Consider the following 13,246-nt stretch of genomic DNA (forward strand, 5'->3'; position numbering starts at 1 on the left):
ATGCGGGCCGGCGCGGCAGGAAAAAGCCAGCACCGAAGGCCATGCGCACGGTTGGCTCGAAATCAAGGCCGATGGCCCTGGTGGCCGCACAGTTTGTCACAGGGGTTTTCCCGCTGTGTGTAACATTCGGGTTTGCCCTTCGGCATTTGTTCGGCTACCGCTGGATGCCAATGACCACAGATCGAATCTCTACACACCCATCTCCTGCGGCTTTGCCGCATCCCTTGCGCCGCCAGATACTGGCCGCGCTCATTGCCACTCCCGCCCTGCCAGCACTGGCGCAATTTCGCGTCGAGGTGACGGGCGTTGGCCTGACCCAGCTGCCCATTGCGATCGCTCCGTTCCGGGGCGAGGCGCAGGCGCCCCAGAAGATGTCGTCCATTGTCCAGGCCGACCTGGAGCGCAGTGGCCAGTTCCGTGCGGTGGATGCGTCGGGCGCGGTGCTGGACGAAACCGCGCGCCCCGATGTGGCCCTGTGGCGCCAGAAAAGCGCGGATTCCCTGGCAACCGGCAGCATCACGCGCCTGGCGGATGGCCGCTTCGACATCCGCTTTCGCCTTTGGGATGTGGTGAAGGGGCAGGACCTGGGCGGGCAGAGCTTTGTGGTCACGCAGGGCGATCTGCGCCTGGTGGCCCACCGCATCGCCGATTTCATCTATGAAAAGCTGACGGGTGAACGCGGAATTTTCTCGACCCGCATTGCCTACGTCACCAAGACCGGCCCCCGCTACAGCCTGTGGGTGGCGGACGCCGACGGCGAGAATGCGCAGTCGGCCCTGTCGAGCCCCGAGCCCATCATCTCGCCCGCTTGGTCGCCCAATGGCGGCCAGCTCGCCTACGTCTCGTTCGAATCACGCAAACCCGTTGTCTACGTGCACGACGTGGCCTCCGGCCGCAGGCGCCTGATCGCCAATTTCCGGGGCTCCAACAGCGCGCCCGCCTGGGCTCCGGACGGACGCTCCCTGGCCGTGACGCTGAGCCGTGATGGCGGCTCCCAGCTCTACACCATCGACGCCAATGGCGGCGAACCGCGCCGCCTCATGCAGAGCTCGGGCATCGATACCGAACCCGTGTTCTCCGGCGACGGCCGCAGCATCTACTTCGTGAGCGACCGGGGTGGCGCACCGCAGATCTACAAGGTCCCTGCCTCTGGCGGCAATGCGGAGCGTGTCACTTTCACGGGCAGCTACAACATTTCCCCCAGCATCAGCCCGGATGGCCGCTGGCTGGCCTATATTTCCCGCGTTGGCGGGGCTTTCAAGCTGCACGTCATGGACCTGTCCTCCGGCACCGTGAATGCAGTCACGGACACCACGGCGGACGAGAACCCCAGTTTTGCTCCCAATAGCCGCCTCATCGTCTATGCCACCCAGCAGCAAGGGCGCGAAGCGCTCATGACCACCACGCTGGACGGCAAGATCAAGGCCCGGCTCGCGGGGCAGGCGGGAGATATCCGCGAGCCCGACTGGGGCCCATTTCAAAAGCAATGAACTTATCCGCACTTTCAGTTACCAAGCTTTCAGGAGAATTTTGGATGATCAAACGCATTACCCTTGCCCTTACCGTTGTCGCATTGATGGCCGGATGCAGTTCCGGCGTGAAGCTGGATGACGTGCCTGTCGAAGACAAGAACGCCACGTCCACCATGGGCACCAACAGTGGGGCCAACTCCGGCAACACTGCCCAGAGCGGCGTGGCCGGCGTGGACCTTGGCCAGTCGGGCCGCGATGCAGCCGGCCCCGTGGGTGTGAGCCGCATCGTCTATTTCGACTACGACAGCTACGTGATCAAGCCTGAATTCCAGTCCCTGATCGAAGCGCATTCCCGCTTCATCAAGTCTGGCAACGGCCGCAAGGTCATGATCGAAGGCCATACCGACGACCGTGGTGGCCGCGAGTACAACCTGGCCCTGGGCCAGAAGCGCGCCGAAGCCGTGCGCCGTTCGCTGGCGCTGCTGGGTGTGCCAGACAACCAGATGGAAGCCGTGAGCTTTGGCAAGGAAAAGCCCGCCGCCCAAGGCAATAGCGAAGACGTGCACGCACAGAATCGCCGGGCAGAACTGTCCTATCGTTGATGCGCACGTTGTCTTTTCCTGTGTCCTACCTGTTCAAGGCACTGGCGGCCGGGGCGCTGTCGGCGGCCTTGCTGCCCGCGGCGCATGCAGCCCTTTTTGAGGACGACGAGGCCCGCCGCGCCATCATCGAAATGCGCCAGCGTGTTGACGGGCTGCAAATGTCCCAGCAACGCGCAGCCGAAGAAATGCGCAGGCTTGGCGAAGAGAACGGCCAGCTCCGGCGCAGCCTGCTTGATCTGCAGGGGCAGATCGAGACGCTGCGCATGGAGCAGTCCAAGCTTCGGGGCCAGAACGAGCAGTTGCTGCGGGATGCTGCGGACCTGCAGCGGCGCCAGAAGGACATTGCCCAGGGAGTGGATGAGCGCCTGAAGCAGTTTGAGCCGGTGAAGGTGACGGTGGACGGCCAGGAGTTCCAGGCCGACCCCGCCGAAAAGAAGGACTTCGAAGCGGCCCTGTCCGTGTTCCGTTCGGGCAAGTTTTCCGATGCGAGTTCGGCATTTGCGGCGTTTGTGCGGCAGTACCCGCGCAGTGGCTTCGTGCCTTCCGCCCGCTTCTGGCTGGGGAACGCCCAATATGCCACCCGCGAGTACAAGGAGGCCATCAACAACTTCAAGCTGATGCTGGCTGATGCCCCCTCCCATGCCCGCGCGCCGGAAGCGGCCCTGTCTATCGCCAACTGCCAGATCGAACTCAAGGACACGCGGGCCGCGCGCAAGACGCTGGAAGATCTTCTGCGCGCCTACCCGCAATCTGAAGCTGCGATGGCGGCCAAAGAACGCCTTTCCCGCTTGAAGTGATGCCCGGCGCACCGTCTGTTCAAGCGGCGCCGTACCCCATTGTCGTGCCTGAGTCCGCCGCCCCGGATCGCCGTTTCGGCGGACTGGAGCGGCTGTACGGCGTGCAGGGCGCCGCCCGGATCCGCCAGGCACACATCGCGGTGGTGGGGATTGGTGGCGTAGGCTCATGGGCCGCCGAGGCCTTGGCGCGCAGCGGGGTGGGGCAGATCACCCTGATCGATCTCGACCATGTGTCCGAGTCAAATATCAACCGCCAGATTCATGCGCTCACCGGGACCATTGGACAAGCCAAGGTTCTGGCGATGCGGGATCGGATCGCACAGATTCACCCGGAGTGCACGGTCCATTGCATCGAGGACTTCGTGGAGCCGGAAAACTGGCCTGGGTTGCTTCCCGTGCCCGTTGATGCGGTGATCGATGCCTGCGATCAGGTCAAGGCCAAGACGGCCATTGCGGCATGGGCCCAGGCCAGCGGGGTGCTGCACATCACCGTGGGTGCGGCGGGTGGCAAGCGGCATGCGCACAAGGTGGATGTGGACGACCTCGCGCGGACGACCCACGATCCTTTGCTGGCGCAACTGCGCTATCGCATGCGCAAGCACCACCGTGCCGCACGCGAGGGCAAGAAGATCGGCGTGGACTGTGTCTTCAGCCGAGAGGCTGTGGCTCCGCCGGATGCGTCATGCCAAATCGATGGGGATGGCTCCCTGAATTGCCATGGGTATGGTTCGGTCGTCGCCGTGACGGCCACCTTCGGCCAGTGTGCCGCGGGCTGGGTGCTGGACAAACTTGCCGCAACTTCCAGGAAGGCCGTAAAAACAACGCTATAATCCAAGGCTTTGCAGCCATCGACCACGATTGCTGCAACAGGTCGGGACGTTAGCTCAGTTGGTAGAGCAGCGGACTTTTAATCCGTTGGTCACAAGTTCGAATCTTGTACGTCCTACCACCCGATTTCTTGCGTGATATGAAAAGCCTGCTATTGAATAAATAGCAGGCTTTTTTGTTTTGGGTTCAGGAATAGCCTCAGATGGGCTCATCACTACCCAAAAAAGGTAGCGTGCTACCCGGCGCCCCGGTAGGGTCCCCGTACCATGGCAAGCATTCAAGAAAGACCGGGTGGCGAATGCGGCTGTCAGCGGTCATCAGGATCGCGGCCCGAACCCTTTCAGCTACACCACTGCGGGTCGGACCGAGAAAGGTCTGCCGGCGGAAGTGGCTTGGCGCTGCGTGCCGCCATGGCAGCTCCCTATAGGTAGCAAGTGAATTCAACCGTCCGATACACTTGAACACATATGTATTCATATGGAGGAGCGGAGATGAACTTGCGCAGTGCCTGCGTCGGCTTGGCGTTCTTGGCCGCGGCGAACGCGGCCCAAGCCATTTACACGATCAACATCGATCAGGTGGGCGCGGATGTTGTGATGACAGGCTCCGGCTCGCTCAATACGAGTTCAATGTCTGCGTTGACAACCATCGGGTTGTGCGCTGCAGGACACGGGTTGATCCACAACAACGCTATCTGCATCGGGACGGAAACGACTGCAGACATGTTCAGCGGTGTGCTATTCCCAAGCTTGACTGGCGTAGCCTCCACACCACAAGCCGGCACTGGTTCCATGGGGCCTGGCGTCTACATTCTCGGTGCCGATCTTTATTTGCCCGAGAACTACATCTCTGAGGCTTCCATCTCGAACTCAACGACGTTCGCGGGGACAACCCTCGCGGGAGCGGGGCTGACCGTCGGAACCCGAACGCTCTTCTTGCCCTCGGGCGACGAGATCATCATCAACATCGGGCTGGCTCCGCCGCCAGTTGTCCCCGCCGCCAGCATTCCTACCTTGAGTGAGTACGCCTTGATGGCCATGGCGTCAATGATGGCCATGCTGGGCATCGCAGCAGTGAGACGCAGGCGGGGCTGAAGGCTGCCCGGGCTTTCCAGCAGGAACCCCGATCAGCGGCAGCGCCACTGCCGGGCCCCAGCTATGCACACAGGACCCGAAGTTGACGTGTCGGTTGACTTTTGAGGTTGGCGGCTGCACGCCATCTGGCAGTTTCAGGTTGCTTGCTGCTGCCAATCAACCAACGTCCGCCCCAGGTCTTTTGGGTGGCCACAAGGACCGCAGCGTGTTCCTGGATCGCTGCGGGCCAGCTTCCGCACATCGACAACAGCCACGGCATCGCGCCGCGGGGGAACCTCCAGGCGGCGTGCACAGCGCTAGGCCACACGGCCATTCTTGAAGAACGTGCGCTCGGTTTCGCGCGGCTGGCTGCCGTCGGGCTGGCTTGCCATGCGCACCACGGGGCCCTGCAGAAAGCCTGCCACCAGTTGGCCTTCGCGCCATTGGCGCATGTCGGCATCGAGGCTCAGCATTTCGAACAGGCGCCCCGTGCCCTGGGGGGCCAGGTCGTTTCCCTGCGCGTCCAGGCAGCGCAGGTAGCGCGTGGCGCCATCATGGCCCTCGATGCTTTCGGTGTTGAGTGCGCCGCTGGGCCAGTAGCGCAATTGATGTTCGCCCTTGTCTTGGCGCCTGCAGCGCAGCAGTGGTGCGCCACAGGGGTAGAAGTGCTCGCTGCACAACTCCTCTCCGTACCAGTACAACTGCGTGCTTTCGCGCTGGCCCTGGGCGTCGAAAGCCTCATGCAGGCCATGGTGGCCCAGGCCCAGTGCCAGCCGGTCGCTGCGCACGGACTGCAGGGCGCCACTCATGAAGTGCTCGCCGCTGGTCCAACTGTTGCTGGCCTGGCTGGGGTAGTGGATCCAGTGGCGACTGCGCTCATTGCCAAAGCCCTGTGTCTCGCACTGCAGCAGCGTGCGGTCGGGCGAGAACCAGACCACGTCGCAACCGCAGTCCTGATTCTCGAAGACGTTGGGGCCGATGGGAAAACCATCCACGAAGCGCAGGCGGTGCGCACCGTCTGCAAGCGTCACATGCTCGACACCGCTGCCACGCAACCCGGGCACGGCCGCCAGGGAGAAATAGCGGTGTGGGTCGCGCACGATGTCCTGCTCCAGCCGCTGGCGGACGGCGTGGTGCAGGGCGAAGAATTCGGTGGCGATGGCTGCAAGGCGCTCCCCGTGCGGGGCGAGCAGATCCTGGTAGGCATCCCAGGCATCTTCGTCACAGCCTTCTTCTCCCTCATCGTCATCATTTTCTTGGTCCGGATACGCCTGCGCGACCATATTCCAGATCGCGTGCACTTCCTCGATCAGCGGCAGCACGGACGCATAGATGGGATTGGCCGCGATGATGCCCGGCACCGCGCTTGCATCGTCCAGATGCGCGGCCACGTTGTCGAAGTATTGATCCACGCCGCCGTTGGAGACCTGCGCGTCGAACAGGTCGAAGTAGTACACCGCCCGCGCCAGTGGCGCGAAGCCGTCAGGTCCGGATGCGTGCAGCGCATCGACGATGGCACGGCTGAAGTACGGGGCGCAGCGCAGCAGCGCGGGCCAGTCGGCAAGGGGCAGTCGTGGGCTCATTCCATGTCCTTGTGCTGTTTCAGGAAGGTCTCGCAGACCTCGGGCCGGTTCAGCCACCGGGCCGATTGGTCCTCCATCGCTTCGGCATCATCGGAGCCGGGCGAGGTGATGAACAGAACCGCAGCGTTGGCCCCCTGGCGGTGCCGGCCCAAGAAGCCCTCGTTGTCCAGCCGCTTCAATGCCTCGATCAGGGCGTGAGGCTCCTGGGCCTTGACGGTGTCGGATGAAGCCACGTCACCGGAGCCATGGCCCTGTCCATGGTCTTCATTCTTTATGCTCCCGTATTGATAGCTGCTTGCGCTTTGTGGACGGGCGCTGGTGGCTATTTTCATTTACGTCACCTGTACGAAGAAGAGGCCGCTGCAGTCGGTGCTCTCGTTGGCCTGCGTGGGCAGGTACAGGTAGCCTACCCCGTCGGCCAGGTAAAACAGGTTGCGCAGCGGCGCGGGCAGGTTGCCGCCGTCGATCTGCAATGCGAAGGCCAGGCCGCCGAGTTCCAGGTCTTCGTTTTGCAGCCATTGCGGCGCACCGCCGATGAAGGACCGCGCGTCCCCGCCGGCCTGCACGTGGATGCCGTGCGGGGGCAGTTCCAGCGCGCTCTGCACCAATGTGCCGGCCTTGTGCACCAGCACTTGCGTGGTGCCCCGGCGCAGCAGTGCCAGTTCGGCCGGGTCGCCGTGGTAGGTGATCTCGTCGAGGAAGTACGTGCCCGGCGCGTAGGTGGTGAAGACCGAAGCGATGCGGCCCGCGCCGATGTCAATGCCCGCATGCTCGGCCAGGAATGCCGCGGGCAGCGATGCGGCGAGCACCAGCGGCCGGCCCGAGGGGCCGTGCGGCCAGTGGGCCACGCCGCCGATCAGCGCGCCGCCGCCCAGGCGGGGCGCCAAGGGGTGAACGCCGTCAGGGGTGATGGTGAGGGGTGTCGGCATGGTTTTGCTTCACATGTGATGGCTGCTTGCGCTGGCTGGGAGGGTGGTGGAGGTCGGTTTAGATCAAATCACTTCTTTCATCACACGTAGCGCCAGCAGTGCATACGGTACTGGGAGATGCTGGTCAATCGCAATCTGCGAAGCAAGGTGCGAAGTAGTCTTCGTAGAAGTCGATAAAGCTGGGTCCGGTGCGATCGACATGGCCGCTGTGCGAGCTGGGGTAGAAGTGCACCACGGGATTTTCGCCGTCCACCACGCGCGATGTGTCCAGGCAGGACGGCTCGTTGTCGTCCCCATTGCACTGAATGGCCACGAGGTAGCAGTGGCGTGAACCCGCGTCTTGCCGCCAATGCAACGTGTCGTCGTGCGCGGTGCCGCGCCCGCCCAGTGGCTCGCCCACGGGTAATGCGGAAATCGGGAACAGATCCAACCCACCGTCGCCGGTGCGCAGGATGAAGTTGCGGACTGAGCCGGAGATGCGCAGGTTGAGTGCCGCCTCGACGTTGGCGATGGCCTGCTCGATGCTGGCACCGGCTCAGCTGACTTCGGCATCGGTATCCTGTCGCGCAAGATCATGCAGACGGATAACCAAAGTGCCGATGCGTTCACGGGAGCGTGAATTCCTGATGTTCTCTTTGGCAGTGGCATCTGATCTGGGGTTCATGGCACATCCTGCCTCCGTGCCTCCAGACCCAGGCTGGCGCCAAAGGTCCGGCGTGGATGTGGCGCAGCGCGGAGGCTGCCAAGGAAATCAAGATGCTGATTGGTGAAAGCGTTTCACGGGTTGGCCAGGGCGCCACACTGGTTGACCAGGCCGGCACAACGATGACCGAAGTGGTCAGCGCCATCAAGCGCGTGACGGACCTCATGGGAGAGATCAGCGCCGCCAGCGAGGAACAGAGTCAAGGCGTGGCGCAGGTGGGAGAAGCGGTGATGCAGATGGACCAGGCCACCCAACAGAATGCGGCGCTGGTCGAAGAGATGGCGGCAGCGGCTAGCAGCTTGAACAATCAGGCGTCAGAGTTGGTCAATGCGGTAGCGTTTTTCAAATTGTCAGGCGCAGATGGAGCCGTCGTGCGCAGCCGCAAAACCGAGTCGTTCCCCGAACAACGACCTACCGTTGCCGCTCGTCTAAGGTAGCTCGCCGAGGAGGGGACCGCCTTGGTCGATGGCCAGGCGCGGACGGCAGGCATCCTCCACGACGGCTTTCAGCGATCCCATCCCGCGCGCCCGCAACTGTCATCTCCGGGCCCTCCAGGGGCATATCCAAGATTGCCTACCTCCTCGGCTCAACCACCGGGAACATCGTCTCGAAGCTGTCGAACATTGCCAGCAGCTCGCCAAGCTTGGCGCGGTCACCCTCGACCTTGATCTGCCCGGTCTGCACCGCTTCGGGGAAGGTGGTCTGCCTGAGCGTAATTGCGTCCAGCGTGGCACGGCTCAGGGTGAGGGTTGTGTCTGCATTGCGGGCTTGGCCACTGGCATGGGTGAGCGCCGAGTTCTCCAGCGTCAGCGCGAACTGCTGCTTGGAATCGGTGAAGTTCCAGTTGATCACCATCTTCTTGCCTTCGGCCTTGGCCGCATCAAGGCGCACAGCCAGGTAGTCGAAGTACAGCTCGTTGCTCACCGCCTTGAGCGTGTCGGGGGTGCTGCTGCTGCGCGCAGGGATCTTCGGTACTCCGCCGCGCAGTTCCATCGCACCCGCCAGGTAGGCGTTGCGCCAGGTGCTGGCCTCGGACTGATAGCCCAACTGCTCCAGGGCGTCGGCGCCCAATTGGCGCGCCGCGCTGTTGTCCGGATCGGCAAACACCAGCTGATTCATCACGCTGGCCACCCAGCGGTACTCGCCTTTCTTGAAGTCATCGCGGGCACGGGCCAGCACGGCATCAGCGCCACCCATGTATTCGACCGTCTTTTTCGCATGGGGCACGGGTGGTAGCGGGTCCAGGTTGGCCGGGTTGGCGTCGTACCAGCCCAGGTACTTCTGATAGACCGCCTTGGCGTTGTGGCGCAGTGTGCCGTAGTAGCCGCGTGCCGACCATTCACGCTCCAGGCTGGCGGGCATGCGCAGTTGCTCGGCGATGTCTTGCGGCCCCAGGCCGTGGTTGAGCAGGCGCAGCGTCTGGTCGTTGATGAACTTGTACATGTCGCGCTGCTTCTTCAGCAGGTCGGCGACACGCTCGCGCCCCGTCACCGGCCAGTGGTGCTGCGTGATCATCACGTCGGTCTTGTCGCCGAAATCCAGGCGTGCGCGATCAATGTATTTGGCCCACAGGTTGCCGTCGCGCACCTCTGCGCCGCGGATGGTGTAGAGGTTGTGCATCGTGTGCGCCACATCCTCTGCCATGTTGAGCACGCGCTGTTGCGGCAGGTGGATCAGCATCTCTGCTGGAGCCTCTGAACCCGGCACCAGCTGGAACACGAAGGCCACGCCGTCGATGGTGCGCTCCTCCGTGGTTTTTTCGATAGTGCTGGTAGGCGCGATCAGGGTGGTGGTGCCGCTGGCCAGACGTTTGCCCAGGCCGGCGTCGACCTGGCCGCGCGGGCCCGAGGGCAGCAACACGCCGAACTGGTAGTGCGCACGGCGGCTCATCGCGGTGCCGGCCAGGATGTTCTCGGCCACGGCCGACTCCATGAAGCCCGACGGCGCGATCACCTGTACCTTGCCGGCCGCGACATCGGCCTCGCTGACCACGCCCTTGACGCCACCGAAGTGGTCGGAGTGGCCGTGGGTGTAGATGACGGTGCCCACTGGTTTCCTGGGGCGGTGCTGGTAGTAAAGATCGAGCGCGGCGCGGGCGGTCTCCACGGAAAGCAGCGGGTCGATCACGATCAGGCTGGTGTCGCCTTCAACAATCGTCATGTTCGCGAGGTCAAAGCCGCGCACCTGATAGACCTTGTCGACCACCTTGAAAAGGCCGTGGATGAGATTGAGCTGGGCCTGGCGCCAAAGGCTCGGGTTGACGCTGTCAGCCGGCGCGTCGGCCTTCAGGAAGTCGTAGGGCTTCAGGTTCCAGACCGGGCGCGCGCCGGTACCCGGCACCAGCGCATCGGGCACCGTTCCGATGAAGCCGCGCATCGCATCCTCGAAATCCTGGCGATCGGCGAAAGGCAGCGCCTTCGCCATCTCTGCATTGGCCTTCAGCGTGGCGGGCTCGGGCGCCTTGGGGGCGGTCTGCGCCAGGACCGGCGCGGTGGCCAGCATGCAGGCCCAGGCGGCGAAGGCAATGGGAAGGAGGGAAGAACGGGGCATGGTTGTCTGCTTATGTGAACGAGGAACAAGCGAGCGACCCATTCTCGAGAGCATTCAAATCGTTGGCAAATGCAAAATACGTGCTGACATTTAAAGAAAAACGCAAAATGCAACTACGACAGCTCGAACACCTTGTTGCCCTCGCCGACCACGGCAGCTTCGGCCGCGCCGCGCTGGCGGTGCATTTGTCGCAGCCCGCGCTTTCGCGCAGCATCGACACCCTCGAGGACAGTCTGCAGGCGCGCCTGGTCGACCGCGCCTACGGCACCGTGCGCTTCACGCAAGCTGGAGAGCTGGTGCTCGCGCGCGCCCGCGAATTGATCGCCGATGCGCAGCAGATCCGGCGCGATGTACTGCAGCTCGAAGAGCTCGCAATCGGCCGCCTCGCGGTCGGGCTGGGCCCGTTCGCGGCTGGCACGCTGGGCCGTGCGGCGTTGTCGCTGATGGCGCAGCGTTATCCGCAGCTGACGATGCAGGTGGAAGTGGCACATGCGAATTCGCTGTGTGAACGGCTGTACAACCGACAGCTGGACCTGTTCGTGGCCGACACACGAGACCTGAAGAAGCAGCCTGGCCTGAAGATCGCGCGTCTGCCCAACCAGCCGGTCTCGTTCTTCGTGCGGCCCAAACATCCGCTGAGCCAGCTCAAGCAGGTCACGCTGGCGCAGGCCATGCAATATCCCATGGCCGGTCCGCACCTTCCTGCCGAAGTGGCCATTCAATTCCATCGGCAGTTTCCTCGGGCTGACCGGGCTGTCTTCAACGTGGCCTGCGACGACGAAGGCACACTGCAGCACCTTGCCCTGACCGCGGATGCGGTGATCCTCGCACCGCATGCCGCGGCACTCAAAGCGAATACCGACACTCTCGTGCAGTTGCGGATCGTGGGCTTCACGGACATGCAAACGCACTACAGCCTGGTGACGCTTGTGGGACGCACGCCTTCGGCCGCGGCCAGCGCCTACATCGGCGTCCTGGCCGAATTGCTCGGGCCTGCAAGGTAGCGTGCGCACAGGCCGCGGCGCCGGCAGATTGGTCAAGTGAGTTTTTGCTGCACGCCCAGCCGCACCGGCTGGGAAGAATGGACCTTGGCACCGTACCCGCTGCGCGGGGACTGGGCGAACGATAGTGGCCAGCTTGCGATGTTTTCTTACAAAGCACTGGTTCACATAGCGTTGACAATTTTTCCTCCACACGCCACCGGAGGTTGGTCATGCCATTTGAGTACCTGCAAGAACTCGCCGCTTGCGAGCTTCCATTGACTGTCCACGACCCTGCCTGCATTGACAAACTCAGGGTACTTCGGGCGGCCGATCTTGTCGCGGTGCTGGTGTCCAATGATGAAAGCCCGGTGCCATTTGCACGGGTGCTCTCGCTCACGGACAAGGGGCGAACGATGCTGGCCCAGGGCGAGGCGCGTGAAATCCTGTGACCGGGTATGGGGTGGGCAGCTCTGTGCCTGCGGTGTGGACCTCTCCGTGCGACCCCCTGCGACAAGGGCCCCGACGATGTCGGCCGATGGAAACCCCGCCAGGCGGCGATGGCCTGGTCACGCAGGCCGTCGCCCTGGCTCTTCAGGCAAGCGCCATGTCATTCTGTCGACGCTGATCCCGTCGTGCTGGGGGAGAAGAGATCCCAGCTGGCGATGAACAGGGCGGCGATGACAGGGCCGATCACGAAGCCTGTCAGGCCAAAAAGCGCCATGCCGCCCAGGGTCGAAATGAGCACAACGTAGTCAGGCATCTTGGTGTCCTTGCCCACCAGAATCGGCCGAAGGACGTTGTCCACCAGGCCGATGACCCCGATGCCGAACGCGGTCAGCACCACCCCTTGCCATACAGCGCCGGTGGCCAGGAAGTAGATCGCCACGGGCACCCAGATCAGTCCTGCGCCCACGGCGGGCAGCAGCGACAGGAATGCCATCGAAACGCCCCACAGCACGGGTCCCTGGATGCCCAGGATCCAGAAGATCAATCCGCCCAAGGCGCCCTGCGACGCGGCCACGACGATGTTGCCCTTGACCGTTGCGCGGATCACGGTGGTGAATTTGCTGACCAGCTGCCGCTTGTGCGTGTCATCCAGCGGTGTGGCCTGGCCGATGCGCAGCGCGAGGCTTGATCCATCGCGCAGCAGGAAAAACAGCAGGTACAGCATGATGCCGAAGCTCACCAGGAACTGCAGCGTGTTCTGCCCGATGCTCAATGCTTGCGCGGCCACGAACTGGCTCGCCTGGACGGCGACCGACGAGAACTTCTGTTGCAGTTCGCCAACGGTTGTGAGGTTCAGCCGGTCCAGCAGGTTGGCCGCCCAGGCGGGCAGGGCGGCGATCACCTGTTGCAGATAGAGCCCGAAATTGAGCTGGCCGGAGCGCATCCGCTCATAGATCACCGTGGCCTCTTGCACCAGCGACACCGTGATGGCGGTCATGGGCAGGATGACCACGATGAGGCACAGCCCCAGGGTGCACAGTGCGGCGAGATTGCGCCGCCTGGGCATGCGCCGCAGCAGCTTGCGGTGCAGGGGGGCAAAGAGAATCGCCAGGATGACACCCCAGAAGACGGCCCCGTGAAACTGCCACAGGATCGCCCCGAAGGCAATGGTGACAAGGGCCAGCAACAGCAAGAAGGCCTTGTTCTGGGGGGTGGGTGGTGTCATGTTGGTGCGTGGCAATGGGATACCCGGAATGTACGCGAGCGCGGGGTGCCGCTG

At 63.4% G+C, this 13,246-nt stretch carries 14 protein-coding genes, 1 tRNA gene and 1 pseudogene; 9 read left to right on the forward strand and 7 right to left on the reverse strand.

The window, feature by feature from the left end; genetic code table 11:
- The first annotated feature begins 170 nt into the window (after positions 1-170).
- From tolB to AC07OC_RS02340, 6 genes are all read left to right on the forward strand, one after another.
- Positions 171-1,490, forward strand: coding sequence for a Tol-Pal system beta propeller repeat protein TolB (gene tolB, locus AC07OC_RS02315; protein WP_218341129.1), 1,320 nt, complete (start codon positions 171-173; stop codon positions 1,488-1,490).
- A gap of 44 nt (positions 1,491-1,534) precedes the next feature.
- On the forward strand, positions 1,535-2,074 hold the full coding sequence (gene pal / locus AC07OC_RS02320; RefSeq protein WP_218294808.1) for a peptidoglycan-associated lipoprotein Pal: 540 nt from the start codon (positions 1,535-1,537) through the stop codon (positions 2,072-2,074).
- An 8-nt stretch (positions 2,075-2,082) separates the two neighbouring features.
- The gene (gene ybgF, locus AC07OC_RS02325) at positions 2,083-2,871 is read left to right on the forward strand and encodes a tol-pal system protein YbgF (protein WP_370627849.1); all 789 of its coding nucleotides are present in this window, start codon (positions 2,083-2,085) and stop codon (positions 2,869-2,871) included.
- Positions 2,871-3,701, forward strand: a complete 831-nt coding sequence (locus AC07OC_RS02330; RefSeq protein WP_218341131.1) for a tRNA threonylcarbamoyladenosine dehydratase — start codon at positions 2,871-2,873, stop codon at positions 3,699-3,701. Before ybgF ends, AC07OC_RS02330 begins: the two co-directional genes overlap by 1 nt.
- A gap of 43 nt (positions 3,702-3,744) precedes the next feature.
- Positions 3,745-3,820 (forward strand) — tRNA-Lys (locus AC07OC_RS02335).
- 370 nt (positions 3,821-4,190) lie between these two features.
- Positions 4,191-4,793 carry an IPTL-CTERM sorting domain-containing protein gene (locus AC07OC_RS02340; protein WP_218341132.1) on the forward strand — a complete coding sequence of 201 codons (603 nt, stop codon included), beginning with the start codon at positions 4,191-4,193 and terminating at the stop codon, positions 4,791-4,793.
- A 296-nt stretch (positions 4,794-5,089) separates the two neighbouring features.
- On the opposite strand, the gene AC07OC_RS02345 is transcribed toward AC07OC_RS02340, so the two are convergent.
- The 5 genes from AC07OC_RS02345 to AC07OC_RS02365 all read right to left on the reverse strand — a co-directional run bounded on the left by AC07OC_RS02345 (position 5,090) and on the right by AC07OC_RS02365 (position 7,948).
- Positions 5,090-6,355, reverse strand: a complete 1,266-nt coding sequence (locus tag AC07OC_RS02345) for a DMP19 family protein (protein WP_218341133.1) — start codon at positions 6,353-6,355, stop codon at positions 5,090-5,092.
- Positions 6,352-6,687, reverse strand: a complete 336-nt coding sequence (locus AC07OC_RS02350) for a DUF4303 domain-containing protein (protein ID WP_218294813.1) — start codon at positions 6,685-6,687, stop codon at positions 6,352-6,354. Before AC07OC_RS02350 ends, AC07OC_RS02345 begins: the two co-directional genes overlap by 4 nt.
- Complete coding sequence (locus AC07OC_RS02355) at positions 6,688-7,284, reverse strand: hypothetical protein (RefSeq protein ID WP_218294814.1); 597 nt, start codon at positions 7,282-7,284, stop codon at positions 6,688-6,690.
- A 124-nt stretch (positions 7,285-7,408) separates the two neighbouring features.
- On the reverse strand, positions 7,409-7,807 hold the full coding sequence (locus AC07OC_RS02360) for an SMI1/KNR4 family protein (RefSeq protein ID WP_494600452.1): 399 nt from the start codon (positions 7,805-7,807) through the stop codon (positions 7,409-7,411).
- A gap of 12 nt (positions 7,808-7,819) precedes the next feature.
- Entirely contained in the window at positions 7,820-7,948 is a 129-nt protein-coding gene (locus tag AC07OC_RS02365) for a hypothetical protein (RefSeq protein WP_255591499.1), read from the reverse strand.
- Between the two features lie 62 nt (positions 7,949-8,010).
- On the opposite strand from AC07OC_RS02365, the pseudogene AC07OC_RS02370 reads away from it, so the two are divergent.
- Positions 8,011-8,424: pseudogene (locus AC07OC_RS02370) on the forward strand (methyl-accepting chemotaxis protein); the annotation flags it as partial.
- A 136-nt stretch (positions 8,425-8,560) separates the two neighbouring features.
- On the opposite strand, the gene AC07OC_RS02375 reads toward AC07OC_RS02370, so the two are convergent.
- Positions 8,561-10,537, reverse strand: a complete 1,977-nt coding sequence (locus AC07OC_RS02375) for an alkyl/aryl-sulfatase (RefSeq protein ID WP_494600356.1) — start codon at positions 10,535-10,537, stop codon at positions 8,561-8,563.
- Positions 10,538-10,617: 80 nt separating this feature from the next.
- On the opposite strand from AC07OC_RS02375, the gene AC07OC_RS02380 reads away from it, so the two are divergent.
- Positions 10,618-11,541, forward strand: a complete 924-nt coding sequence (locus tag AC07OC_RS02380; protein WP_494600357.1) for a LysR family transcriptional regulator — start codon at positions 10,618-10,620, stop codon at positions 11,539-11,541.
- 209 nt (positions 11,542-11,750) lie between these two features.
- Positions 11,751-11,969: a hypothetical protein gene (locus AC07OC_RS02385; RefSeq protein WP_218294817.1), complete on the forward strand. Its 219-nt coding sequence runs from the start codon at positions 11,751-11,753 to the stop codon at positions 11,967-11,969.
- A 158-nt stretch (positions 11,970-12,127) separates the two neighbouring features.
- Here AC07OC_RS02385 and AC07OC_RS02390 read toward each other — a convergent pair whose 3' ends face one another.
- Positions 12,128-13,192 carry an AI-2E family transporter gene (locus AC07OC_RS02390; RefSeq protein WP_218294818.1) on the reverse strand — a complete coding sequence of 355 codons (1,065 nt, stop codon included), beginning with the start codon at positions 13,190-13,192 and terminating at the stop codon, positions 12,128-12,130.
- Between the last annotated feature and the right edge of the window lie 54 nt (positions 13,193-13,246).

Source organism: Acidovorax sp. GW821-FHT10E04 (assembly GCF_059415185.1).

Coding starts and splice junctions, on each gene's coding strand:
- tolB (WP_218341129.1), top strand. CDS start 171: ATGACCACAGATCGAATCTCTACACACCCATCTCCTGCGGCTTTGCCG.
- pal (WP_218294808.1), top strand. CDS start 1,535: ATGATCAAACGCATTACCCTTGCCCTTACCGTTGTCGCATTGATGGCC.
- AC07OC_RS02330 (WP_218341131.1), top strand. CDS start 2,871: ATGCCCGGCGCACCGTCTGTTCAAGCGGCGCCGTACCCCATTGTCGTG.
- AC07OC_RS02340 (WP_218341132.1), top strand. CDS start 4,191: ATGAACTTGCGCAGTGCCTGCGTCGGCTTGGCGTTCTTGGCCGCGGCG.
- AC07OC_RS02345 (WP_218341133.1), bottom strand. CDS start 6,355: ATGAGCCCACGACTGCCCCTTGCCGACTGGCCCGCGCTGCTGCGCTGC.
- AC07OC_RS02350 (WP_218294813.1), bottom strand. CDS start 6,687: ATGAAAATAGCCACCAGCGCCCGTCCACAAAGCGCAAGCAGCTATCAA.
- AC07OC_RS02355 (WP_218294814.1), bottom strand. CDS start 7,284: ATGCCGACACCCCTCACCATCACCCCTGACGGCGTTCACCCCTTGGCG.
- AC07OC_RS02365 (WP_255591499.1), bottom strand. CDS start 7,948: ATGAACCCCAGATCAGATGCCACTGCCAAAGAGAACATCAGGAATTCA.
- AC07OC_RS02375 (WP_494600356.1), bottom strand. CDS start 10,537: ATGCCCCGTTCTTCCCTCCTTCCCATTGCCTTCGCCGCCTGGGCCTGC.
- AC07OC_RS02385 (WP_218294817.1), top strand. CDS start 11,751: ATGCCATTTGAGTACCTGCAAGAACTCGCCGCTTGCGAGCTTCCATTG.
- AC07OC_RS02390 (WP_218294818.1), bottom strand. CDS start 13,192: ATGACACCACCCACCCCCCAGAACAAGGCCTTCTTGCTGTTGCTGGCC.